The sequence below is a fragment of the Pseudolactococcus plantarum genome (assembly GCF_002441715.1).
GTDB classification, from domain to species: domain Bacteria; phylum Bacillota; class Bacilli; order Lactobacillales; family Streptococcaceae; genus Pseudolactococcus; species Pseudolactococcus plantarum.
In genome coordinates this window covers 136,163-161,064 of record NZ_JXJX01000004.1, presented here as the reverse complement: position 1 = coordinate 161,064, position 24,902 = coordinate 136,163, and the positions used below count along the sequence as shown (strand labels likewise).

Sequence of the window (24,902 nt, the reverse complement as noted above, 5' to 3'; positions counted from 1 at the left end):
ATATGTATGATTACGGCATCTCATCTGATGCCTTGAAAGAGGAAATTTTTTTGACTGAAACTACCCAAACAACTCCCAAAGAAACTTTTTATATCACAACACCGATTTACTATCCATCTGGTAAACTCCATATCGGTAATTCTTATACAACCATAGCTTGTGACGTTATGGCACGTTATAAACGTTTGATGGATTTTGACGTGTTTTATCTGACAGGTACAGATGAGCATGGGTTAAAAATTGAACAAAAAGCTAACGAACTTGGTATTTCACCCCAAGCCTATGTTGATGGTATGGCTGCCGACATGAAAAAATTGTGGGGAACACTCGATATTTCATATGATAAATTTATCAGAACGACTGATGATTATCATGAAAAAGCGATTGCTGATATGTTTGAGCGTTTGATTGAACAAGATGATATTTATCTTGGTGAATATGATGGTTGGTATTCAGTTTCAGATGAAGAATACTTTACAGAGTCTCAGTTAGCTGAGGTCTATCGTGATGAAAATGGTGTCATGATTGGTGGTAAAGCACCAAGTGGACATGAAGTTGAACGTGTGAAAGAAGAATCTTATTTCTTTCGTATGGGCAAATATGCCGATCGCTTGCTAGCTTATTATGAGTCACATCCTGACTTCATTCAACCTGAGTCTCGTAAAAATGAGATGATTAATAATTTTATCAAGCCAGGATTAGAAGATCTATCTTTATCACGGACTACTTTCACTTGGGGTATCCCAGTTAAATCTAATCCTAAACATGTGGTTTATGTTTGGTTTGACGCACTTGCAAACTATATTACAGCCTTAGGGTATGGCTCGGATGACTCGACTAACTTTGACAAATTCTGGCCAGCAAATGTGCATATGGTTGGAAAAGAAATCGTGCGTTTCCATACGATTTATTGGCCAATTATGCTAATGGCACTTGGGTTGCCATTACCTAAACAAGTATTTGGTCATGGCTGGTTGTTGATGAAAGACGGTAAAATGTCTAAATCTAAGGGAAATGTTGTTTATCCTGAGATTTTAGTTGAACGCTATGGTTTGGATGCTTTGCGTTACTATCTCATGCGTGCAGTACCATTTGGTAGTGATGGTATCTTCACACCAGAAGATTTTGTGAATCGCGTCAATTATGATTTGGCAAATGATTTAGGTAACTTACTTAACCGAACTATTGCCATGATTAATAAATATCAAGGTGGTTTGATTCAAACACCAGAAACACAGACTGAGTTTGATGACAGTTTAGAAGCCGTTATTCAAACGGCAATTACAAATTATCATCATGCTATGGATAAGATGGAATTTAACGTTGCTTTAAGTGAAGTGTGGACGATTATCTCTAGAAGTAATAAATATATTGACGAGACTACACCGTGGATTTTAGCTAAAGATGAGGAAAAATCTGGTGAATTAGCTAGTGTCATGTATCATTTGGCAGAAAGCCTTCGCATGACTGCGGTCCTATTACAACCATTTATGCGTACGACGTCGCAAGCGATTTTGACACAGCTTGGGTTATCCGCAACTGAGATTAATTTAGCATCTGCAACGTTTGGTATGATATATACAGCACCAGTTGTGACTAAAGGTGAGCCGATATTCCCACGTTTAGATGCAGAAGATGAAGTTGCCTATATCCAAGAACAAATGCAAGGGAATACACCTGTCGTGCAAGATACAGGCTTTGACCCAGCAAAAACAACGCTTAAGTCTGATAAAAAAGCAATTAAATTTGATGATTTCGAAAAACTAGAGATTAAAGTCGCAGAAGTCATTCATGTTGAAAAAGTAGAAGGATCTGATAAACTTTTGAAATTTGAACTTGATGCTGGTGATGATGGACATCGTCAAATCCTGTCTGGTATTGCAAAATTCTATCCAAATCCAGAAAGCTTAATTGGCTTAAAATTACAGATTGTCGCGAACTTGAAACCACGTAAAATGATGGGCTTGTTATCTCAAGGGATGATTTTATCTGCGGAATCCGAAGGTAAATTGACACTCTTAACAGTAGCGCCAGAAGTTGCCAATGGTAGTCTTGTCGGTTAAGTCATATGAAAATAATCACTGAAATTTGTGAGTTGCTGATTTTGTTCATGAGTTCTGTTGCTGTTTTAGTCTTAATCTGCGGTGTTGTGAAATCATCAGTTAAGTTCGTTAAAAATGAACTTAGTCATGCTGATAAAGCGAGTGTTTTACGTACGATTAAAAACGAACTTGGCGCTTATGTACTTTTCGCCTTAGAGCTGTTGATTGCGGCAGATATAGTTGAAAGTATTATCAAACCGACCTTTGACGATATTGCCAAGTTGGCAGCTTTGGTCGTGATTCGGACAATCATTTCTTACTTCTTAGGTAAGGAAATTGATCAGGAAATAGAGAATAAATAAAAATTAAGGAGGAGATGCCTTATTTTTTATCGAGTGTGATGACATCATGATGGGGTAAAAATCATTTTTCTTGGCCCTTATACTAGATACTGATCTAGGTTAGTCAAGTGAGTCAGGTATCTGTTGCCCCTCACGAAACTTTGTCTATAGAGACATCAGCTGTTGCGCTAACTAACATGACTCTAGCATCAAATAAGTTAACCGTATGGACATGACGACAACTGTTATGTTCGTACGGTTTTTTAATACGTTTGAAACGATTAGACCATTTTGATACCTAGCTAATTTATAGACCTATATTCATTCAAAATGGTCTAGACTTGATATTTTTGGTATAATAGAGCTAATGGAAAATTTACAAGACAAATTAAAAGCATATCATATCACCTTTAATAAACCTGAGCTTTTAGCAGAAGCTTTTACACATAAATCTTATTATTTTGAGCATAAGTCATCAAGTGTTTTTCATAATGAGCGCTTGGAATTTTTAGGTGATGCAGCCTTAGGCTTTATCATCGTTGAATATTTATATAAAGCCTATCCCGATGAGCGTGAAGGTGTATTAACTGAGAAAAAAATTTCCATCGTTCGCCGTGAATCTTTGGCTGATTTTTCTCGTCAACTTGGTTTTGACCAATTTCTGAAGCTAGGCAATGGTGAAGAAAAAAATGGTGGCCGTGAAAATGAGGCTAACTTAGAAAATTTATTTGAAGCATTTTTAGGTGCAGTTCTGATGGATCAAGGATTTAACGCCGTCAAGAACTTTATTTATGAGGTCATGATTCCTAAAATTGAAGATGGGTCTTATGATAAAGTGACGGATTATAAATCAGCACTGCAAGAAATTTTTTATACAGCAGGACATATTGATACGAATAATAAAATTCCACTTGAGTATGTCGTTGTAGGTCAGAGTGGTCCAGTACATGCGCCTATCTTCGAAGTAAATGTCGAGTTTGAAGGTCAGGTAATCGGGCAAGGTAAGGGCAAGTCCAAAAAAATAGCAGAGCAAGATGCTGCACGAGATGCCTTTGTCAATCAAAAAAAGCAACAAGAGGATAGATAAGCATGTATTTAAAGCAAATCGAGATGGTAGGCTTCAAGTCTTTTGCTGATCGTACGAAAATAACCTTCGATACAGGTGTGACTGCTATCGTGGGTCCAAATGGTTCTGGAAAATCCAATGTTACTGAGAGTCTGCGTTGGGCACTTGGTGAACAATCAGCCAAAAGTTTGCGTGGGGCTAAGATGCCTGATATTATTTTTGCTGGTACGCAAAAACGTCGTGCGCTTAATTATGCAGAGGTCATCGTCACATTTGATAACAGTGATCAGTATCTAGCTAGTGATAAAACAGTTGTTGTGACACGTAGACTTTATCGAAATGGTGATAGTGAGTTTTTGATTAACGATCGAAAAGTCCGCCTCAAAGATGTGCATGAATTGTTTATGGACACAGGACTTGGTCGTGATAGTTTTTCGATTATCTCTCAAGGTAAAATTGAGTCAATTTTCAATAGTAAACCAGAAGAGCGCCGTTTGATTTTTGAAGAAGCGGCAGGCGTATTAAAATATAAAACACGAAAAAAGGAAACAGAAAGTAAGCTTGCGAGTACGCAAGAAAATATGGATCGTCTTGACGATATTATTTATGAGTTAGATGGTCAATTAACCCCTTTACGTGCACAACGTGATGTTGCATTGAAATTTCGTGAATTAGATGAAAAGCGTGAGCAACTTGGGTTATCTGTAATTGTAGCGCAGATTATCGCTGAAAAAGTGACTTATGAACAGACACAAGTGCAGCTTAAAGCTGTCACAGAAAATTTAGATGAGTTGGCACAGGTTGAAGCAGGTCTTGAGGACCAATTAGTAGACTTGAAACAAAAACGCAGAGAAGTTGAGCGGACTCAAGAAACTTTGCAAGAAGCGTTGCTTAACCTAACGACAGCTAAATCTGATTTTCAATCCAAGATAGATATCTATAAAAATCAAGAAGAGATGTCACAAAAGTCTGTCGCAGAACGTTCAGAGCGAATTGAGCTACTCTCTCATAAACTCAATAACCTAGAAGATGAACTTGAACAACTAACGACTAAACTGTCGGAGAATCAGGCACTAAAAACGTCATTATCAGAACAGATACAGTCGCTTCAAACGAAACTAGATGGGTTAAGTGAAAATCCAGAAGAGGCGATAGAGCGTCTGCGTACTGAGTATGTTAGGTTAGTAAATGAAGAAGCACAGTTGTCTAATAAGATGACTAAGCAAACTTCTGAGTTAACTAATTTAGTCGCAAATGCTGCAAGTAGATCAGATGAACAACAGGAATTATCAGAAAAATATAACAGCTTAAAAGCTGAATTAACCGAGACAAGTCAGCATGCTAACGCCTTAAAAGAAGAGATTGATCAACTTCTGCACGACTATCAAGAAATAGATGTCGCACTCAAACACTCAGAAATGGAAAATGAGCAGTTACAAACACGACTCTTTTCTGCCATGGATGATGTGCATAAAACAAAAGCACGTTTATCTAGTTTGGAAAATATACGTGCAACACACGCAAACTTTTATCAAGGCGTTAAAGCCGTTTTACAAGCTTCTGATAGATTACCAGGTGTAATTGGGGCGATTGCAGACCTTGTCAGCTTTGATAAAAAGTATGCGACCGCACTAGATATCGCTTTGGGTGCTGGTGCACAAAATATTGTTGTATCAGATGAACAGGCAGCAAAATCAGCGATTAACTTTTTAAGAGAACAACGCTTAGGGCGTGCGACTTTTCTACCGTTAACGACAATTAAGCCAAGACAGTTTAATCAGTTAACTAAAGTTGCAAATATGACTGGTTTTATCGATGTTGCACAACATCTCGTGACCTATGATGCGCACCTATCACCTGCTATCTCTAATCTATTAGGTAGTGTATTAATCGTCGATAATAACGATAATGCTACGAAAATTGCGCGTGCAGTGAATTTTACCGCACGAATTGTTGCCTTAGATGGGACAGAGATTAGACCTGGCGGTTCATTTTCAGGTGGTGCCAATAAAAAGAATGCGACGACGTTTACAACTGTCGAAATAGATGATCTAAAACAAAAAGTATCAGCTTATGAAGCAACTGTGCTCGAGTTAGAGCAGTCACTTAAAACTGTTCAAACAACTAAAACACAGTTAATGACTCAACTTGCCGAGTTAAGACAAGTTGGTGAAACGCGTCGTCTTGAACGACAAAAATATACACTAAAAGAGCAGACACTGCTTAGTGCACAACAAGATTTAGAAAGCCGATTGATCTTATCTAAAACAGTTGATGAGCAGAGCATGATCGACAGGCTTAACGCGGAAAATGAGAGTTGTCAACATAGTCTAGCGGCTATAGCAGATAAAAAAGATCAAATTAATCGTGATATTACGCAACTTAAGAGTAGTCAAACCGAAATCAATACCTTGCTTGATACGGTGAGAAAAGAGCTACAAGCAACACAATTAACTTACTCTGAGATTATCTCTGAATTGAAACATCAGACGAGTGAGTCAACGCGTTTAATGCAAGAAAAAAACGCATTAAGTCAAGAAATGGCAGCACTAACTGCACAAAACGAGACTAGTGATGCTGAAGTCGACAAAACTCGCTTAGCGCAGTTAACAGAAAACTTAAAAAAAGTTAGCGAAAAACTTGATCAAACAAATATGCAACTTGTCAGTCTGAAGTTTGAACGTGAGGATTTAACTGCACAAATAGAAGAACTAGATGAGACACATGTAGCAGTGACGAAGGATAAACAAGAACAGTTAGCCCAGCAAACACGGTTAACACTTTCACTAGAATCGTCAGAGCAGATTTTAAGACAACGTCAGAACAAATTAACAGATGTTTATCAGATGAGTTTTGATGCTGCTAAAGCAGTAGCGCAAACTCTGACAAGTTTATCTGAAAGTGAACGTCAGCTTCAAAATCTAGAAAGTCAGATTCGTAAACTAGGACCTGTCAACTTAGCTGCTATCGAACAGTTTGATGAAGTCAATGAACGTCGTGAATTTTTAAATACACAAAAAGATGATTTACTTAAAGCGAAGTCTCTGTTGGAATCAACGATTAATGAGATGGACGACGAGGTGAAGGTTAAGTTTAAAACGACTTTTGAAGCGATCAGGCTAGCCTTCCAAACGAACTTTACGCAGATGTTTGGTGGTGGTCAAGCAGATTTAGTCTTGAATTCAGAAGATCTTTTGACGGCAGGTATCGATATCGATGTACAACCACCAGGTAAGAAACTTGCCAGTCTAAATTTAATGAGTGGTGGAGAAAAATCACTAACTGCATTAGCACTTTTGTTTGCAATTATTCGTGTGCGTACAGTACCGTTTGTCGTACTTGATGAAGTTGAGGCCGCACTTGACGAAGCTAATGTCAAACGGTTTGGTGATTACATGACGCGTTTCGATGAAAATAGTCAATTTATCGTGGTTACCCACAGAAAAGGGACGATGAAGGCTGCTAAAGTCATGTATGGGGTGACCATGCAAGAAGGTGGCGTATCCAAGATTGTCTCAGTTAAACTGAAAGATTTTGTAGCAGATGATGCGCAAGTATAAAATGACATGAAAGTTTTTCAACTAGTAAAAGCAAGTAGATCTATTGATCTACTTGCTTTTCTAATTTTGATCAGTATATCGATAATGATGCATCGGAAGATTATGCCACGATAATTGGCACATACATCAGCTGTTGTTTAGCTATAGTGATGCATTTTTATTGTAGGGATAAACTGTACCGAGTTTTGTTTCATATTCGACTATTTCTATTAGTTTATTACTCGCTTGACTGAATTTAATTTTTGACATCCCATCAAAAATATAAGATGCGTCAGCTTCTTTAGCTTGAAAAGTCCAAGTAACAAAGTAAAAAGGCTCAGTGACATGCATATCATGAATGTCCCATTTTAAGACATGTTGCTGTTTGAGCTGCTGCTTAAGCCATAGTTGTATCTGATCTATGCCTTGATAGCAAGCACCATAACATTCATGATAAAAAATATGTCTATCAAAAATAGTCTCTATTGCCGAAAACTCACGATCAAGCCACATTTGAAAATAATCTTGAATCAGTTGCTTTTGTTTGTCCATAACTCTCCCATTATAAAGAGGATTGATACTTCACAACATATTACTTCACAACTTAATATTTCAACCTGATACCTAAGACGGCATTTATTCGTGATTATCTGATGAAACAGGCATAGTATGGTATAGAATATAGTATCTTTTTTAGTTAATTGGTGTCAAGTATTGAAAGCAATACGATAAAGTATCATAAAGGCTAGCCGATTGTTGAGGCATATCCAAGCGTTGTGTTATAATGAACACATGACAAAAATAAAATTATTAGCGCTAGATTTAGACGGTACTTTATTAACACATGACAAAAAAATCTCAGATGAAAGCAAACGAGCGATAAAGGCTGCACAGGCAAAAGGTGTACATGTTGTCATTACGACAGGCCGCCCTTTACGTGCGATAGAACATATGTTAAGTGAATTAGATCTCTTGGTAGATACGGAATACTCGATTACCTTCAACGGAGGTTTGGTCCAACGTAATAACGGAGAAATTTTATCAAAGAAAACTTTCTCATATGACAATATCAAAGAAATCCATGAGGTATTTGCACAACTTGATTTACCGTTTGATGTTGTTTCTGAAGGACATTGTTATGAGACAAATCCTAACTCGCTTTATCAAAAATTCAGCCCTTTTCTTGATTTTACCATGGGAGAGTTTGACACAATCCCCAAAGATATCATCTATAATAAGGCTGTAAGTGCTATAGATGCTGATTATTTAGATCAACAGATGACTAAAATACCTGCTGAGTTAAAAGAAAAGTATGAGATTTTTAAATCACGAGATATTTTACTTGAGATTATGCCTAAAGGTGTTGTAAAATCGTTTGGACTTGAAAAACTGATCGGTATTTTAGGGATAGATAGAGAAAATGTCATGGCGATGGGTGATGAAGAAAATGATATTGCCATGTTAACATGGGCTGGATTTGGTGTGGCGATGAAAAACGCAACTGATCAGGTTAAGGCGATTTCAGATATGACGACACCTCTGACAAATGACGAGCATGGTGTTGCCTGGGCAATCAACACATATATTTTGGAGGACTAAATGGGTTTATTTGATAAAATTTTTGGTAAAAAGATAGAGGAACAAATTGAAGAAAATCAGAGTGCAGATATCTTTAAATTTGATCTAGAAGACTTAGATGAATCGGCTGAAACAGTCGCGTTGGATGCTGAGCTACAATCTGAGGTTGAGATAGTGGAAGAGGTTTCTGAGCCAGTTCACGCGACCCTAGATGTAGCAGCAGAGCAGTCTATCATATCACCTGAGTTAGAGAAGTCTGTAGATCCAGTTGTCGCAGTACCAGACCTAACTGAGATAAGAGAAGTTGAGGAAATTGAACCTGTTGTTGTGGTTGAGGAAACACCTGAGGAGATCGAAACAAAGTACGAAAAGTCATTAAAGAAAACAAGTAAATCGTTTGGTGCACGCTTTAATGAATTTTTAGCTAACTTTAGATCTGTTGATGAAGAGTTCTTTGAAGACTTAGAAGATACCTTGATCATGAGTGATGTTGGTGTAGATGTCGCGACACAACTGACAGAAGACTTACGTCATGAAGTAAAACTACAAAATGCAAAATCTAAAGATGATGTGAAGCGTGTCATTATCGAGAGAATGGTAGATAATTTTGGAGAGTCTGGTTTAGCAACAGAATTACTCATGCATGACCCTTTGACTGTCATGATGTTTGTGGGCGTAAATGGTGTAGGTAAAACGACAACCATAGGTAAGTTAGCTAACCGATTTAACTTACAGGGTAAAAAAGTGTTATTGGCAGCTGCTGATACCTTTAGAGCAGGGGCAACAGATCAGTTAGTTGAGTGGTCACGTCGTAGTGGTGTTGAGATTGTTGTCGGTAAAGAAAAATCAGACCCAGCATCAGTTGTATTTGATGCGGTGAAGCGAGCGCAGACAGAGCAGTTTGATATCTTGTTGATTGATACTGCCGGACGCTTACAAAATAAGGATAATTTGATGAAAGAACTCGAAAAAATGGGTAAAATCATCAAAAGAGAAATTCCAGATGCACCACATGAAACTTTGTTAGCACTCGATGCGACGACAGGTCAAAATGCGATTTCACAAGCTAAAGAATTTTCAAAAGTAACATCGTTAACAGGGATTGTCCTTACAAAATTAGATGGTTCTGCCAAAGGTGGTATTATCTTAACAATCCAACAAGTATTAAAAATTCCTGTAAAATTAGTTGGTTTAGGTGAAGGGATGACTGACTTGGAAAACTTTGATGAAGCATTATTTGTTAAAGGCTTGTTCCAAGATTTGATTTGATCGACTGTGTCTAAAGAAATGTTAGACGAACCTCATGTCAAGTGAGGCATCACGCTTTATCAATCAAAGTCCCTTGGTGTGATCTAATCTGGGCCAGTCATTTACAAAAGGGCTAAAAAATAGTAAAATAGAAGTTAGAAAATCTTGGAGGATGACATGTCTTACGCTAACCTGAAGTTATTTGCACTCAGCTCAAATCAAGAATTGGCAAAAAAAATTGCCAATAATATGGAGCTAGACCTTGGAAAATGTACAGTTAAAACATTTAGTGATGGTGAAATTCAAATCAATATCGAGGAATCAGTTCGGGGTAGTCATGTCTTTTTAATTCAGTCTTCTTCTAGCCCTGTTAATGAAAACTTGATGGAATTGCTGATTATGGTTGATGCATTAAAACGCGCTTCAGTAGGCACGATTAACGTTGTGATGCCGTATTATGGCTATGCACGTCAAGACCGTAAAGCAAGACCACGCGAACCAATCACATCTAAATTAGTTGCAAATATGATTCAGATGGCAGGGGTTGATCGTATGGTTACAGTTGACCTTCACGCGTCTCAGATTCAAGGTTTCTTTGATATTCCTGTCGATCATTTGATGGGGGCCCCTTTGATCGCAGATTACTTTGAGCGCATTGGGTTAACTGGTAAAGATAACGATGTTGTTGTTGTGTCACCTGACCATGGTGGTGTGACACGTGCACGTAAGTTAGCTGACTTCTTAAAAACGTCAATCGCAATCATTGATAAACGTCGACCAAAAGCTAATGTTGCTGAAATTATGAATATCATCGGAGATGTCAAGGGAAAAAAATGTGTCTTGATTGATGATATGATCGATACAGCCGGGACAATCACACTTGCTGCAAATGCCTTAAAAGAACTAGGTGCAACGGATATCTACGCTTCATGTACACATGGCGTTTTGTCAGGACCAGCACTTGAGAGAATTGAAAGCTCAGCAATTACCAAGCTAGTCGTAACTGATACGATCGAGTTGCCAGATACCATTCGTCAATCTGAAAAGATTACTGAAATTTCGATTTCAGCATTGATTGCGGATGCGATTATCCGGATTCACGAAAATCGACCACTATCACCATTATTCCAAATGCGTGTCAAAGCAGAAGATATAGTTTAAACGCCATGGGGCGTTTTTTGGTAAAGTCATGAAAATAGAAGCTTTAGAAAAAGTTTATCCTATAAAACGAGGACCAAGTCCTCATACGGCATCTGTCTTTTCTTTTGAAAACGAGGGAGGGCAGTATTATATTGAAAAGAGCGAGCTGACGACAAGAGAACTCGAGCTCTTTACTGAGGTCTTGTTTTCAAACAAAGAGAGTGCTTTTGACACATTACCTTCAGGGAGTTACCGAATTATTCAGTTTAAAACAGCTGATTTTGATATAATAGCTGAACAACTCTCCTTAATCTTTCCTAATATTGTCAAGATAAAAAAACAGTCATCAGACTATGGGATTGCGATAGAACAACTGGCCATGGATCGCTTATATGATTCTGAAATGAAACAAACGCTTATGACCTTTTGTCAAGATTTAGGAGTCATGTGTACGTACTATATAGGGTTATTTTCTGATCAAGCAGAATTACATGATATCTACCAGACTGAAAAGAGAAACTTTGATCAAGGCTTAAGTTTTTCAGAAGCACTCATTAAAGAGGGACTGCGTCAGGTCACGAATCGTCAACTCAGCAAGATCAAACAAAGCCTATTGCTTGATTTAGAAGCGCAAGAATTGATCCAGCATCTTTACCAAAATGATGGGAATCAGCTGCAAACTGCTAAAACGCTGTTTATTCATCGCAATACGTTGACACAAAAAATGAAAAAATTTGAAGCTAAATATGGTCTTAGTTTAACCGGGAGTGATCTAGTGCTACTGTATAGTTTAATGGGCTATGCCCAAAGATAAGACTGGATAAATTTGAAAAAAGACCTAAATTAGCGTAAAATAAAATAGGCTTTAGCGCTGATAAATTTTGAAATAGATAGTCTACAGCAGTGATTGGACTACTCTCTTGATTCTCTTTCATCAGCCTATAACTATATCAATTAACTAGAAATATACTAAGATAAAGAAAGAATAATATGACTTTTAATCATCAAGATATTGAGAAAAAATGGCAAGCCTTTTGGCAAGAAAACCAGACGTTTAAAACAGGAACTGATAAAGATAAACCTAAGTTTTATGCACTAGATATGTTCCCATATCCTAGCGGTGCTGGTTTGCATGTTGGCCATCCAGAAGGCTATACTGCTACAGATATTTTAAGTCGTATGCGTCGGGCACAAGGCTATAATGTGTTACACCCGATGGGATGGGATGCTTTTGGGCTTCCAGCAGAGCAGTATGCGATGGATACTGGAAATGATCCAGCAGAATTTACAGCTCAAAACATCGAAACTTTTAAACGTCAAATCAATGCACTTGGTTTTTCATATGACTGGGATCGTGAAATCAATACGACAGATCCAGATTATTATAAGTGGACACAGTGGATTTTCACTAAACTATATGAAAAAGGCTTAGCCTATGAAGCAGAAGTTGCGGTTAACTGGGTTGAAGAACTTGGGACTGCTATTTCAAATGAAGAAGTATTACCAGATGGGACTTCAGAGCGTGGCGGTTATCCTGTCGTTCGTAAACCAATGCGTCAGTGGATGTTAAAAATTACAGCATATGCTGAGCGACTACTGAATGATTTAGAAGAAGTAGATTGGCCAGAATCTGTAAAAGATATGCAACGTAACTGGATTGGTAAATCAGTTGGTGCAAATGTTGACTTTAAAATTAAAGATACTGATGAAACATTTACCGTATTTACAACACGTCCTGATACACTTTTCGGAGCTACTTACGCAGTATTAGCACCTGAGCATGAATTGGTATCACAGATTAAGAGTCATGAACAAGCAGATGCAGTCAAAGCGTATCAACATCAAGCTAGCCTTAAATCTGATCTAGCTAGAACAGATTTAGCTAAAGACAAAACAGGTGTCTGGACGGGTGCATATGCGATCAACCCAGTAAATGGTGCTGAGTTACCAATCTGGATTTCTGACTATGTTCTTGCTAGTTATGGTACAGGTGCAATCATGGCTGTGCCAGCACACGATCAACGTGACTGGGATTTTGCTAAAGCATTTGATTTAGCTATCTTGCCTGTTATAGAGGGTGGAGATGTAACTAAAGAAGCCTATACAGAAGATGGCTTACATATCAATTCTGATTTTTTAGATGGGCTTGATAAACAAACAGCGATTCACGACATGATTAATTGGTTATCAGAAAAAGGATGCGGCCAAGAAAAAGTAACTTATCGCTTAAGAGATTGGTTGTTTAGTCGCCAACGTTATTGGGGTGAGCCGATTCCGATTGTGCACTGGGAAGATGGCACAACGACGGCACTTTCTGAGTCTGAGTTACCACTTATCTTGCCTAAAACAACTGATATCAAACCATCTGGTACTGGTGAATCACCACTTGCTAACCTAACAGATTGGTTGAGTGTTGTCAGAGAAGATGGTGTTAAGGGACGACGCGAAACAAATACGATGCCACAGTGGGCTGGGTCTAGCTGGTATTTCCTACGTTACATAGATCCTAAGAATCAGCAAGCATTAGCAGATCCTGAGTTATTAAAAGAATGGTTACCAGTTGATATCTATATCGGTGGTGCTGAACATGCGGTCTTGCACTTACTTTATGCACGTTTCTGGCATAAATTCTTATACGATATCGGTGTGGTGCCAACAAAAGAACCCTTCCAGAAATTGTATAATCAAGGTATGATTTTAGGGACGAGCTATCGCGATAGTCGTGGCGCTTTAGTTGCATCTGATAAGGTAGAAGCAAGAGACGGTCAGTTCTATAACATAGAAAATGGTGAACTGCTCGAACAAGGTCCTGCCAAGATGTCTAAATCATTGAAAAACGTGATTAACCCTGATGATGTCGTTGACCAATATGGCGCTGACACATTAAGATTATATGAGATGTTTATGGGGCCACTAGATGCGAGTATTGCATGGTCTGCTGAAGGTCTGGAAGGCTCACGTAAATTCTTAGAGCGTGTTTATCGTTTGTTCACTGAGAAAACAATTACAGCTGAAAATGATGGACAACTCAGTCGTGTTTACCATGAAACAGTTAAATTTGTGACAGAACATCTGGAAGCACTTAAATTCAATACAGCTATTTCACAATTGATGATATTTGTTAATGCTGCTAATAAATGCTCTGAAATTCCTGAAGCATATGCTAAAGGATTCATCCAGCTGCTTGCACCATTTGCACCACATTTGGGAGAAGAACTCTGGGAAACAATAACAGGTGAAAAAGGCATTTCTTATGTTGCCTGGCCAACATTTGATGAGAGTAAACTCGTTGATGATGAAGTTGAAATCGTGCTTCAAGTTTTAGGTAAAAATAAAGCTAAGCTTATGGTACCAACAGGATCTAGCAAGGCTGATCTTGAAAAACTTGCATTAGAAAATGACGTGATCCAGTCATTAATTGCTGGAAAAACAGTTAGAAAAGTCATCGCTGTGCCTGACAAATTAGTCAACATCGTGGCAAATTAATATAAAAAAAGCAAGAGTCATTATGATGTGTACGACATCATAATGACTCTTGCTTTTTTATATGTGATAGTTTGTTGGTATTAAGGTTTACTTGTCCTTAAATCTACAATTTGGACATTGCTATCGATCAAGGCACCGGCATCTTTTAACTGAATGCGAAAATCTGCGGCTTGCGTTAGTGTCATATCTTTTGTTAAAAACATTTCGCCATCTTTCTTAAAATAGATGGGGCCAAGATTTGAGTCGATAATGACTGCAAATATATCTGGAACTGAATTTTGGTCAATGGCAACAAGTCTAAAGCGTGTACCAATCGCACACCCATCTACAGGTCTGCCATTTTCACCTAGCGTTTGATCGTAATCTAAAACGATATCAGCTTTTTCCCAATCATTTAAGCGATTTAAGACAGCTTCATCAACTGTGAGTTTCATGAGCTTACCTCCTTACTAATAGTATACGCTTTGCTGCTGATATTTACAAAGTACTCGTTTATAGAATTTAACACGTTTCATCTGATTTAACTTATCGAGATTTGATACTAAAAATCAGGAAAATGCTTACTAATTAAATGGCAAATTTTAGCTTTCAATTGGTATTTACCAAATGTATATCAAACTGTTATCAAAAATAATGAATTTTCAGAAAACTTGCTTGTCAATTTCTTGATTTTTTGGTAGAATTGTCTTATATCTTTTGTCAGACAACCTCATAAAAGTAAAAGGTTTTTGACATTATCTGTGAGAGGATGAACTAATGGATAAATTACAAGCTAGACAGCAAACTTTGTGGGACCAGACTTTCGAGTCTGATGCCTGCGGTATGGGCTTTATTGCCCAAATAGATGGTAAAGCAACACATGAATTAGTAGACTATGCGATGACGATTCTTGAACGGATGAATCATCGTGGTGGTACAGGGGCAGAGCCTGATACTGGTGATGGTGCAGGGGCACTTTTTGCCATGCCTCATGAATTTTTTGTTAAAGTAACTTCAGAAGAATTGATCGATTTGCCTAAAGCAGGCGACTATGCAGTTGGTCAATTTTTCTTACCTAAAGAAACAGATAAAAAAGTTGAACTTTGCAAATCGATAGTGAATGAATTGCAAGCAGATGGCTACCAAGTCCTCTTAACGCGTGATGTGCCATTCAATTTTGATAATTGTGGACCGGCAGCACAAGAGATCATGCCTGCCTTTGTCCAGTTTATTATTTCTAAACCTAGCGACAGCGAAAGTGGTCGTGATTTTGAAGATAGACTTTATCGCCTGCGTCGTAAACTTGAGAAAACATTTGCCACTTCTGAGTTATTTATCTGTTCTTTATCAAGCAAAACGATTGTTTACAAAGGGATGCTTCATGCCTTTCAAGTTCGGACCTTCTATCCTGATTTATCAGATCCTGATTTTAAATCAACGATTGCGTTGACACACTCACGTTTTTCTACGAATACATTTCCATCATGGGATCGTGCACAACCGTTTCGTTATCTTGCACACAATGGTGAAATCAATACATTGCGCGGTGCTGAAAACTGGATGACGTCGCACAAAATTGAAATTTATAACGAAGAAAATTCAGATTCAGCTAAACTTGAAAACTGTATGGAATATCTTTACCGTAATGGTCGTGATATGTCACATGCGCTCCTCATGATGATCCCTGAAGCTTGGGGTGAAGAGGCTGCATTATCTCCTGAGTTGACATCATTTTATGAGTATACGTCATCATTTATGGCACCTTGGGATGGTCCAGCAGCATTAGTCTTTACAGATGGAGATACAGTTGGTGCGCGTCTTGACCGTAACGGTTTACGTCCAAGTCGTTATAGCATTACTGAAGATAACTTTATCGTCTGTTCTTCAGAGTCTGGTGTTGTTGATTTTGCCCCTAGTCGTGTTGTGGAAAAAGGTGTACTTGGACCTGGTAACATGATGTTAGTGGATACAGTTAACGGAAAAATTCTACGTAATGAAGAAGTTAAAAAACATTATGCAGCTCAGTATCCATATGAAAAATGGTTAGCTAAAAACTTAAGTCATATCGATGAGATTAAAGAAGATAAGAAACTGCCAGAGATGACTGAGTCTCAACTCAACACCATGCATAAATTGTTCGGTTACACTGATGAGGTAATCAGAACAGTTATTGTACCGATGGCTGACTATGGTCAAGAACCTGTTATTTCGATGGGATATGACAGCCCACTTGCTGTTTTATCTCAACAAAATCAGTCTCTCTTTACTTATTTCAAACAACAATTCGCACAAGTTACTAATCCACCAATCGATGCGATTCGTGAAAAAATCGTTGTCGGAACAGAAGTGTACCTTGGTCGTGATGGAGATTTACGTGTTGATGGCGCTGATAACTGTGTCAAACTGAAACTAGATAGTCCTGTTTTATCTACACAAGATTTTGAAAAAATCCTCTTTAACAAAGATAAAAAGCATAAAGCACAGCTGGTGACAACGCTTTATGACGTTACTAAAGATGTTCCTAATCGTTTAGAAAATGCTTTAGTTGATATGTTCAAAGTGGCTGAGGAAGCTGTTGATAAAGGCACTAGCATTATTATTTTGAGCGATCGTGATCAAGCAGAAGGCCGTATGCCGATTCCTATCTTACTTGCGACATCTGGCTTGTACAACTACATGGTCGAAAAAGGCAAAGGAAGCCAATTCTCGATTGTAGTAGACACTGCTGAAGTCAACGAAGTCCATCATTTTGCAACACTTATCGGCTATGGTGCAAGTGCCATTCACCCATATGGTGCTTATGCAACATTAACCGACTATAAAAAAGGTGATAAGATCGAATCATTCCTACATGCTGCTGAAAAAGGCATCATCAAGGTCATGAGTCGTATGGGTATCTCAACGATTTCAGGGTATAAAGGTGCACAGCTCTTTGAAGCGGTTGGGCTATCAACTGATGTTGTTAACAAATATTTCCGTGGCACTGTGACACGTATTGGTGGGCTATCACTTCACCAAATCGAAACAGAATACCTAGAACGCTATGCGTTTGCTTACGGTCCACGTAGCCATGAAACTTTACCATCAGGAGGTTCTTATCAGTTCAAAACCGATGGTGAACATCATATTTATAACCCATTAACAATTTATAATTTCCAAAAAGCAGTTCGTCAAGGTAATTATGACTTGTATAAAGCATATGCTGAAGAGTTACATGTTGAAGCTGATGAAACACCAACAAACCTTCGTCATATCTGGGAATTTAAACACAAGAGAACACCTGTTGCGCTTTCAGAAGTGGAACCTGTTGAAAATATCGTGACACGCTTTAAAGTTGGTGCCATGAGTTTTGGCTCTCTTTCTAAAGAAGCACATGAAACAATTGCGGAAGCCATGAATTCGATTGGTGCAAAATCCAACTCTGGTGAGGGTGGAGAAAATCGTGCGCGTTATTATAAACAAGCAGATGGTACAAATCTTAATTCAAAAATTAAACAAATCGCATCTGGTCGTTTTGGTGTTAATGCCGAATATGTCATGAGTGCTGAAGAGTTACAAATTAAGCTTGCCCAAGGTGCTAAACCTGGTGAAGGTGGACAACTACCAGGTGGTAAAGCCTTCCCATGGGTAGCAGAAATTCGTGGATCTACGCCAGGTGTTACCCTAATTTCACCACCACCACATCATGATATTTACTCTATCGAAGATTTGGCACAGTTGATCTATGATCTTAAAACAGTCAACCCATATGCTAAAGTGAATGTGAAACTTGTATCGTCTACTGGTGTTGGGACAATCGCAACAGGTTGTGTTAAAGCTGGTGCAGATAAAGTTGTTATCGCAGGGTATGACGGTGGTACAGGAGCATCTCCTCGTAACTCAGTTCGTGATGCCGGATTACCTTGGGAAATGGGATTAGCTGAAGCGCACCAAACGTTAACGCTAAATAATTTGAGACAACGCATGACGCTTGAAACTGATGGTAAATTAATGACAGGACGTGATATTGCAGTAGCAGCACTCTTAGGTGCTGAGGAGTATTCATTTGCGTCTCTTGCTCTAGTTGCTGTTGGGTGTGTCATGATGCGTGTATGTTCATTAAATACTTGTCCAGTTGGTGTAGCAACGCAAGATCCTAAACTTCGCGCTCACTTTGTTGGGAAACCTGAACATGTCGTGAATGCCATGAAATTCTTAGCGCAAGATCTCCGTGAAATTATGGCTGAATTAGGCTTCCGTTCAGTAGATGAAATGATCGGTCATGCAGAAGTGTTAAAACCTAAATTTATCGCAAAAGGTAAATCAAAATCACTTGATTTCAGCCGTATTCTTGGCACAACAATGCCAATTGAACGTAAAGTTATCGATCCGTTTATCGAGGAACGTCAGTGGAAAGAACTCGATGGATTTGCTCAAGCTGCTATTGATAACGGTACTGGTGTGACAATCAAATCACCAATTAATAACGTAACACGTACAGCCGGTGCACGTATGGCAGGATGGATTGCAGAACGTTATGGTAACTATGCGTTAACACCTGGATTGATTAAATATGAATACACAGGTATTGCAGGTCAATCATTTGGATCCTTTGCAACACAAGGGATGGAAATTACATTGATTGGTGAAGCCAATGACTATATTGGTAAGTCTTTATCAGGTGGTCGTATCATCGTTAAGCCACCAGTAGATGCTGGCTTTAATGTAGAAGCTTCTCCTATTGTAGGTAACGTATCATTATTTGGTGCTGTTCGTGGTGAAGCATACTTCCGTGGGCGTGCAGGTGAACGTTTCTGTGTCCGTAACTCAGGTGCCAAAGTTGTTGTTGAAGGTGTTGGAGAACATGGTTGTGAGTACATGACTGGTGGCCTAGCTGTTATCCTTGGTAGTACTGGTCAAAACTTTGGTGCAGGTATGAGTGGCGGTGTCGCTTATGTCTATGACAGCAAAGGTGACTTCTCATCTAAAGTTAACATGGAAATGGTTGATCTTTATAAAGTTGGCCAAACACGTGGAGATGAAGTCTTGAAAGAAATGGTTGAAAACCATGCAACTTATACAGGATCTGAAAAAGCAAAAGCCTTGCTAGCAGATTGGGACAATGCAGTTGACAAATTTGTCAAAGTTTATCCAACAGAGTACCATGAAATTAAAGAAATTGAGCATTTACTAAGTGAAGATGGCTTGACTGGTGCTGAACTTGAGATGGCGACATTTGAAAAAGCAATGAGTACTCCTGCAGAGGAAAAGGCTGAGTTAATTAAAGTAGGGGGACAATAATATGGCAGATCCATTTGGTTTTTTGAAATACAAACGTAAGGATAACCCTTATCGTTCTGTTGCTGAACGCGTGTTAGACTTTAAAGAATTACAAGTGCCACTTGATGTGGAAGAACGACAAGAGCAAGCAGCTCGCTGTATGGGCTGTGGGATTCCTTTCTGTCATGAAGGTGATTTTTATGGCGGAGGCCGTGCAGTATCTGGTTGTCCAAATGATAATCTTATCCCAGAGTGGAATGACTTAGTCTATCGTGGAGAATTTAAAAAAGCATTCGAAAGATTAGCTAGAACTAACCCAATTCCTGAGATGACGGGTCGAGTTTGTCCAGCACCTTGTGAAAAAAGTTGTACGGAAGCTTTAAATGGTGAGGGTGTGACTATTCATGATAATGAACGGTTTATCATCGATAATGCTTTTGAAAATGGCTGGGTTGCTGACAGCGGTCGTCCTAAAGAACGTACAGACTTTAGAGTTGCGATCGTAGGTTCAGGACCTGCCGGGTTATCTGCAGCTTGGAGATTAAACCAATTAGGACATAACGTGACGATTTTTGAACGTGCTGATCGTTTTGGTGGTTTACTCATGTACGGTATCCCTAATATGAAATTAGACAAAGATATCGTTGAGCGACGTATCGATGTTATGAAAGAAATCGGTATTGAATTTGTTGCAAATACTGAAATTGGCCGTGATATCGCTTATGAAACATTAACGGCAGATTATGACCGTGTGATCGTTGCAACTGGTGCTAGCGTGCCACGTGATCTACAAATACCAGGTCGTGAGTTAAACGGCGTTAAGTTTGCAGTTGATTTCTTAACAGATGTCACAAAAGTTGTACTAGCTAATGGCGACAAAAAAATGCGCCAATCACTAAAAGGCAAACATGTTGTTGTCATTGGTGGTGGTGATACAGGTAATGACTGTATCGGTACTGCTGTCCGCTTAGGTGCTGCTAGTGTAACACAATTAGAAATCACACCTCAACTTCCTAACCAACGGACAGAGTCAAATCCGTGGCCTGAGTATCCGATGGTTGGTCGTGAAGGCTATGGTCAAGAAGAAGCGATTGCTGCAGGTAACATCAACTTGACACGTTATGCGACGTCAACAACTGAATTTATCGGTGCAGAACGTGGTCAGCTAATTGCGATCAATACTGTCAAAGTAGGTCCTGATTTTAAACCAGTTGAAGGTACTGAAGAAACTTTGAAAGCAGATTTAGTCTTGCTAGCAATGGGCTTCACTGGTGCTGAACAATCAGTTTTCCAAGGATTTGGCGTCAATCAAATTTTTGATGACAATACAACAGATAATGAAAAAGTATACGTTTCAGGCGATGCTAAACGTGGACCATCTCTCGTTATTTGGGCGATTCGTGAAGGTCGTAAGACTGCTGAAAAAATAGATGAAACATTACGTGTGTTAGTGACACAGTAATCACAGTAAAAAATGGTATCTGTAGGGTACCATTTTTGTGTCATTAGTCAAATAAGTTTGTCAAAAATAAATTTTTTTGATAGAATAAAGCTATTAAGCGATGAATAATGGAAGGTTGAAAATATATGGCAACTTATACAACTGAAGAAGTTGAGAAAATCAAAGATAGAATCCTATCAGCACTAGAAGGTGTTATCGACCCTGAATTAGGTGTTGATATCATTAACTTAGGACTTGTTTATGCGATTGAATTTGAAGACTCTGGTAGAACAGAAATTCAAATGACACTCACAACGATGGGTTGTCCATTAGCGGATCTTTTGACTGAACAAATCCACGATGCCCTAAAAGAAGTACCAGAAGTCTCTGAGGTTGATGTGAAACTTGTTTGGTATCCAGCATGGAGCGTCGACAAAATGAGCCGTTATGCTCGTATTGCACTTGGGATTAGATAAGGGAAATATGCTATATCTGTTACCTGTTTTCATGATGTTTTGAAGATAAGATACAGATTTGAAATCAGTCTAATGGCTGATTTTTTTTGATACTAAAATGGTAAAATAGACCTATGAATAAATTTAAATTTTTTATGATTATCGAAGTCATTATACTTGTGCTTTTGGGAGTATCTCTCCTTAAAAATCGCATGTTTTTAATAGTGGTTGGCTTAGGGTTATTATTAACTTTCTTGTCGACTCGTGTTACCTCTAGACAACTGCAACGTGTGTTAAAACAATTTGCAATTGCTTTAGGCGTTGTTGCCTTAATCATTTTTGTAGCCAACGGCTATACTTGGATTGCCTTGATTTTCCCAATTATCATAGGGATTCTCTTTTGGAAATCATCTGGTATCCGCTACACCTCTGTACATGGTCAAAATACGTATGACGAAAATGAAAATAATTTTCAACGTCGTGGTATTTTTGAATCGAAAGACGATCATACAGTGTCACGATTATCTGGAAATGATGTGATTGATTTAGCAACAACAGTTTTTCAACCAGCGGGAAATGAATTAAACATCAAGAAAGCATCTGGTAATACGACAATTATCGTGCCTGATGATGTTGCTGTCGTATTAGATGTTACCGCAATCTCTGGTGTCGTAAAGATTTTCGATGAGATTACAAAAGTGAATGCGGAACATGTGAGATATATGACGCCTGATTTTGGTACGTCTGAAAAACGCATTAGAATTACGATTCATGTTGGTCGTGGTAGTGTAGAAATAGTTAAAGGATAGGCAGACCAAATGATATTAAAAAGAAATATAGTAACGACATTTACAAGTTGCTTTTTAATAAATGTTGGCGCCTTAATCGCGTTACTTAGTTTACTAGATATTAATTTGGTTGACTTGAAAGCCACATGGCTCATCATCACTGTCTCAGCTATATTAACCTTGTTTTATGTCTTGTTCTTTTTAATGACTTATAGTGAGAAAAAGCATGAGTTGCATCAAGATATCGACAGAATTCTCAATAACGAGATGCCAGAGTTTGAGTCATTACAAGTTTTAGCCATACGCCAGCAAGAGATGTCTTCTGAGTTGCAAAATTTATCTGTCACCCAAAATACTGAACAAGCCTCTATAGTGGAAGCTGAACGTATTAGAATATCTAGAGAGTTACATGACTCGGTAAGCCAAGAATTATTTGCTGCGACTATGATTTTATCGTCTGTCGTAGATAATCCTAATCTAAGTTCAAAACAAGTCATGAGTCAGGCAAGCTTAACGCTAAAAATTTTGCATGAAGCACAAGATGAAATGCGTGCACTTTTATTACATCTAAGGCCTGCAGAGTTAGCAGATAAACCATTGAGCGATGGCTTAAATATCTTAGTAGCTGAACTACAGGCAAAAATATCAGCTAAAATAACAGCAAGTGTTGCAGAAATAACAGCTGATAAAAATATTGAAAATAATATTTTTAGGATGACACAAGAGCTCTTATCAAATACGTTACGGCATGCTAAGGCGAAACATATTGAGATTTCTTTTTCTCAAACAAAAGGAACTTTGGTATTGGTTGTGAAAGATGATGGTGTTGGATTTGATACCTCAATCGAAATGACAGCAAGTCAAGGTGTGAAAAATATCAAGGAGAGAACACTTTCTTTAGGTGGGACAGTTGAGTGGCAGTCAGCACCTGGGTTAGGCACGACCGTGAAGATTGTTATTCCAAAGACTGCAAAGTCATATTGATTAGTGTTTAGAAACAAGTAGCTTATAAATTGATAGCAAATAGTTGTGTAATAGTATAGGAATGATTAGTAAGGAAAAATTATGGGAAAAATAGCATTGATGCTAGTAGATGATCATGAAATGGTGCGGTTGGGATTGTCAAGCTATCTTAATATGCAAGATGATCTTGAGGTGGTTGCTGAGGCAGTAGATGGTCTTGACGGGGTACTCAAAGCAAAGCAGTACCAACCAGATGTTATCTTGATGGATTTGGTGATGGATAAGATGGATGGTATAGAGGCATCTAAAACAATACTGCAAGACAATCCAGAGATGAAAATTTTGATTTTAACTAGCTTTTTAGATGATGAAAAAATATTTCCCGCACTTGAAGCTGGTGTGAAAGGCTATATTTTAAAAACCTCTCAAGCTGTAGAGATTGCTGACTCTGTTCGCAAAATCGCTCAAGGTCAAGATGTGATTTCCGAAAGTGTTAGACAAAAAATTTATGAAAAACAGCATGCACAACCAACTTTACATGATGGGTTAACTGCGCGTGAATCAGAAGTCCTTAAAGAAATTGCTAAAGGTTTATCAAATCAAGAAATAAGTGACGCTTTATTTATTTCGCTAAAGACAGTTAAGACACATGTCTCTAACATCTTAGCGAAGTTACAAGTAGAAGATCGAACTCAGGCAGCAATATATGCAATTAAGCATAAAATTAGTTGAAATGGTATAATATAATTATGAAGGACTTACTAAACAAAGCTAAGCAAACCAAAATAATTTTTTTTGATATTGACGATACGTTACGTGTTAAAAATACAGGATATATGCCAGACTCTATCCCACGTGTTTTTGAGCTGCTTCGTAAAAAAGGTATCCTAACTGGTATTGCTACTGGTAGGAATTTTTATGGTGTTTTACCTGAGATTAAGGCACTTAACCCTGATTTTTTTGTCACTGCGAATGGTGCCTACGTTATTGATAGCTCTGATCAGTTAATCTACAATAATCCATTACCTAAAAGTACGGTAGCAAGTATTTTAAGTTGGCTAAAGAATTGTGATAGTGATTATGTTTTTTATGGGTCAGATAATGTCGTTGCCTCATCCTGGAACGAAGTTGTTGCACAAGCTATATCACCAATTTATGGTGAATTATCAGTCAACCCTGACTATCATGACATACATGACATCTATCAAGTGTTATCACTATCAGATCATGATGATCAGCTCGTCTTACCAGATGAATTAGTAAACAAAGTTAGACAAGTCAGATGGCATCCTCATTCCTCAGATATTGTGCCGATAGCTGGTAGTAAGGCAGATGGGGTTAGTCGAGTTTTAAAACAACTCGGACTTAGTCCAGAAAATGTCATGAATTTTGGTGATGAACTCAATGATCTGGAACTATTTGAATTTGGCGGGATATCTGTTGCGATGAAAGTATCACATCCTGCTATCTTGGCCAGTGCAGACTATGTGACAGATTCAGTTGAAAATGATGGTATTGAGAAAGCTTTAAAAACGTTGGCGTTGATCTAATATACGCAAACATTCTGTTCGCGTAGT

18 protein-coding genes are annotated in these 24,902 nt (G+C 38.3%); 16 read left to right on the top strand and 2 right to left on the bottom strand.

All coding sequences use genetic code 11. The features are described 5' to 3' along the window. The first annotated feature begins 2 nt into the window (after positions 1 to 2). The 4 genes from metG to smc all read left to right on the top strand — a co-directional run bounded on the left by metG (position 3) and on the right by smc (position 7,009). Complete coding sequence (metG, locus tag RU87_RS03585; protein ID WP_082782135.1) at positions 3 to 2,063, top strand: methionine--tRNA ligase; 2,061 nt, start codon at positions 3 to 5, stop codon at positions 2,061 to 2,063. A 5-nt stretch (positions 2,064 to 2,068) separates the two neighbouring features. Next, positions 2,069 to 2,404 carry a DUF1622 domain-containing protein gene (locus RU87_RS03580; RefSeq protein ID WP_068161003.1) on the top strand — a complete coding sequence of 112 codons (336 nt, stop codon included), beginning with the start codon at positions 2,069 to 2,071 and terminating at the stop codon, positions 2,402 to 2,404. 346 nt (positions 2,405 to 2,750) lie between these two features. After that, entirely contained in the window at positions 2,751 to 3,470 is a 720-nt protein-coding gene (gene rnc / locus RU87_RS03575) for a ribonuclease III (RefSeq protein ID WP_068161001.1), read from the top strand. A gap of 2 nt (positions 3,471 to 3,472) precedes the next feature. Continuing rightward, positions 3,473 to 7,009 carry a chromosome segregation protein SMC gene (gene smc / locus RU87_RS03570; RefSeq protein ID WP_068160995.1) on the top strand — a complete coding sequence of 1,179 codons (3,537 nt, stop codon included), beginning with the start codon at positions 3,473 to 3,475 and terminating at the stop codon, positions 7,007 to 7,009. A 141-nt stretch (positions 7,010 to 7,150) separates the two neighbouring features. Here the strand turns inward: smc and RU87_RS03565 are convergent, their stop codons facing one another. Next, positions 7,151 to 7,540, bottom strand: a complete 390-nt coding sequence (locus RU87_RS03565) for a nuclear transport factor 2 family protein (RefSeq protein WP_068160992.1) — start codon at positions 7,538 to 7,540, stop codon at positions 7,151 to 7,153. Between the two features lie 240 nt (positions 7,541 to 7,780). On the opposite strand from RU87_RS03565, the gene RU87_RS03560 reads away from it, so the two are divergent. The 5 genes from RU87_RS03560 to leuS all read left to right on the top strand — a co-directional run bounded on the left by RU87_RS03560 (position 7,781) and on the right by leuS (position 14,440). Continuing rightward, on the top strand, positions 7,781 to 8,587 hold the full coding sequence (locus tag RU87_RS03560) for a Cof-type HAD-IIB family hydrolase (protein ID WP_068160991.1): 807 nt from the start codon (positions 7,781 to 7,783) through the stop codon (positions 8,585 to 8,587). Next, complete coding sequence (gene ftsY / locus RU87_RS03555) at positions 8,588 to 9,835, top strand: signal recognition particle-docking protein FtsY (RefSeq protein ID WP_068160989.1); 1,248 nt, start codon at positions 8,588 to 8,590, stop codon at positions 9,833 to 9,835. 156 nt (positions 9,836 to 9,991) lie between these two features. After that, positions 9,992 to 10,975 (top strand): ribose-phosphate diphosphokinase, encoded by a 984-nt coding sequence (locus RU87_RS03550; RefSeq protein ID WP_068160985.1) that lies wholly within the window; start codon positions 9,992 to 9,994, stop codon positions 10,973 to 10,975. Between the two features lie 28 nt (positions 10,976 to 11,003). Continuing rightward, a complete protein-coding gene (locus RU87_RS03545) occupies positions 11,004 to 11,768 on the top strand; it encodes a helix-turn-helix domain-containing protein (protein ID WP_068160981.1) in 765 nt (254 codons plus the stop codon). A gap of 176 nt (positions 11,769 to 11,944) precedes the next feature. Then, positions 11,945 to 14,440 carry a leucine--tRNA ligase gene (gene leuS, locus RU87_RS03540; protein ID WP_068160977.1) on the top strand — a complete coding sequence of 832 codons (2,496 nt, stop codon included), beginning with the start codon at positions 11,945 to 11,947 and terminating at the stop codon, positions 14,438 to 14,440. Between the two features lie 80 nt (positions 14,441 to 14,520). Here leuS and RU87_RS03535 read toward each other — a convergent pair whose 3' ends face one another. Beyond that, a complete protein-coding gene (locus tag RU87_RS03535; protein ID WP_068160973.1) occupies positions 14,521 to 14,874 on the bottom strand; it encodes an iron-sulfur cluster biosynthesis family protein in 354 nt (117 codons plus the stop codon). Between the two features lie 322 nt (positions 14,875 to 15,196). Between RU87_RS03535 and gltB the strand changes: the two genes are divergently transcribed. The 7 genes from gltB (at position 15,197) to RU87_RS09790 (ending at position 24,875) form a co-directional block, all read left to right on the top strand. Then, the gene (gene gltB / locus RU87_RS03530; protein ID WP_068160971.1) at positions 15,197 to 19,699 is read left to right on the top strand and encodes a glutamate synthase large subunit; all 4,503 of its coding nucleotides are present in this window, start codon (positions 15,197 to 15,199) and stop codon (positions 19,697 to 19,699) included. 1 nt (position 19,700) lies between these two features. Further along, complete coding sequence (locus RU87_RS03525) at positions 19,701 to 21,140, top strand: glutamate synthase subunit beta (protein WP_068160968.1); 1,440 nt, start codon at positions 19,701 to 19,703, stop codon at positions 21,138 to 21,140. A gap of 125 nt (positions 21,141 to 21,265) precedes the next feature. Next, positions 21,266 to 21,595: a metal-sulfur cluster assembly factor gene (locus RU87_RS03520; protein WP_068160965.1), complete on the top strand. Its 330-nt coding sequence runs from the start codon at positions 21,266 to 21,268 to the stop codon at positions 21,593 to 21,595. A 113-nt stretch (positions 21,596 to 21,708) separates the two neighbouring features. Further along, the gene (liaF, locus tag RU87_RS03515) at positions 21,709 to 22,383 is read left to right on the top strand and encodes a cell wall-active antibiotics response protein LiaF (protein ID WP_068160962.1); all 675 of its coding nucleotides are present in this window, start codon (positions 21,709 to 21,711) and stop codon (positions 22,381 to 22,383) included. A 9-nt stretch (positions 22,384 to 22,392) separates the two neighbouring features. Then, entirely contained in the window at positions 22,393 to 23,346 is a 954-nt protein-coding gene (locus RU87_RS03510; protein ID WP_068160959.1) for a sensor histidine kinase, read from the top strand. Positions 23,347 to 23,427: 81 nt separating this feature from the next. Further along, positions 23,428 to 24,057, top strand: a complete 630-nt coding sequence (locus RU87_RS03505) for a response regulator (protein WP_068160955.1) — start codon at positions 23,428 to 23,430, stop codon at positions 24,055 to 24,057. A gap of 17 nt (positions 24,058 to 24,074) precedes the next feature. Next, positions 24,075 to 24,875 carry a Cof-type HAD-IIB family hydrolase gene (locus RU87_RS09790; RefSeq protein WP_068160953.1) on the top strand — a complete coding sequence of 267 codons (801 nt, stop codon included), beginning with the start codon at positions 24,075 to 24,077 and terminating at the stop codon, positions 24,873 to 24,875. Positions 24,876 to 24,902 lie beyond the last annotated feature (27 nt).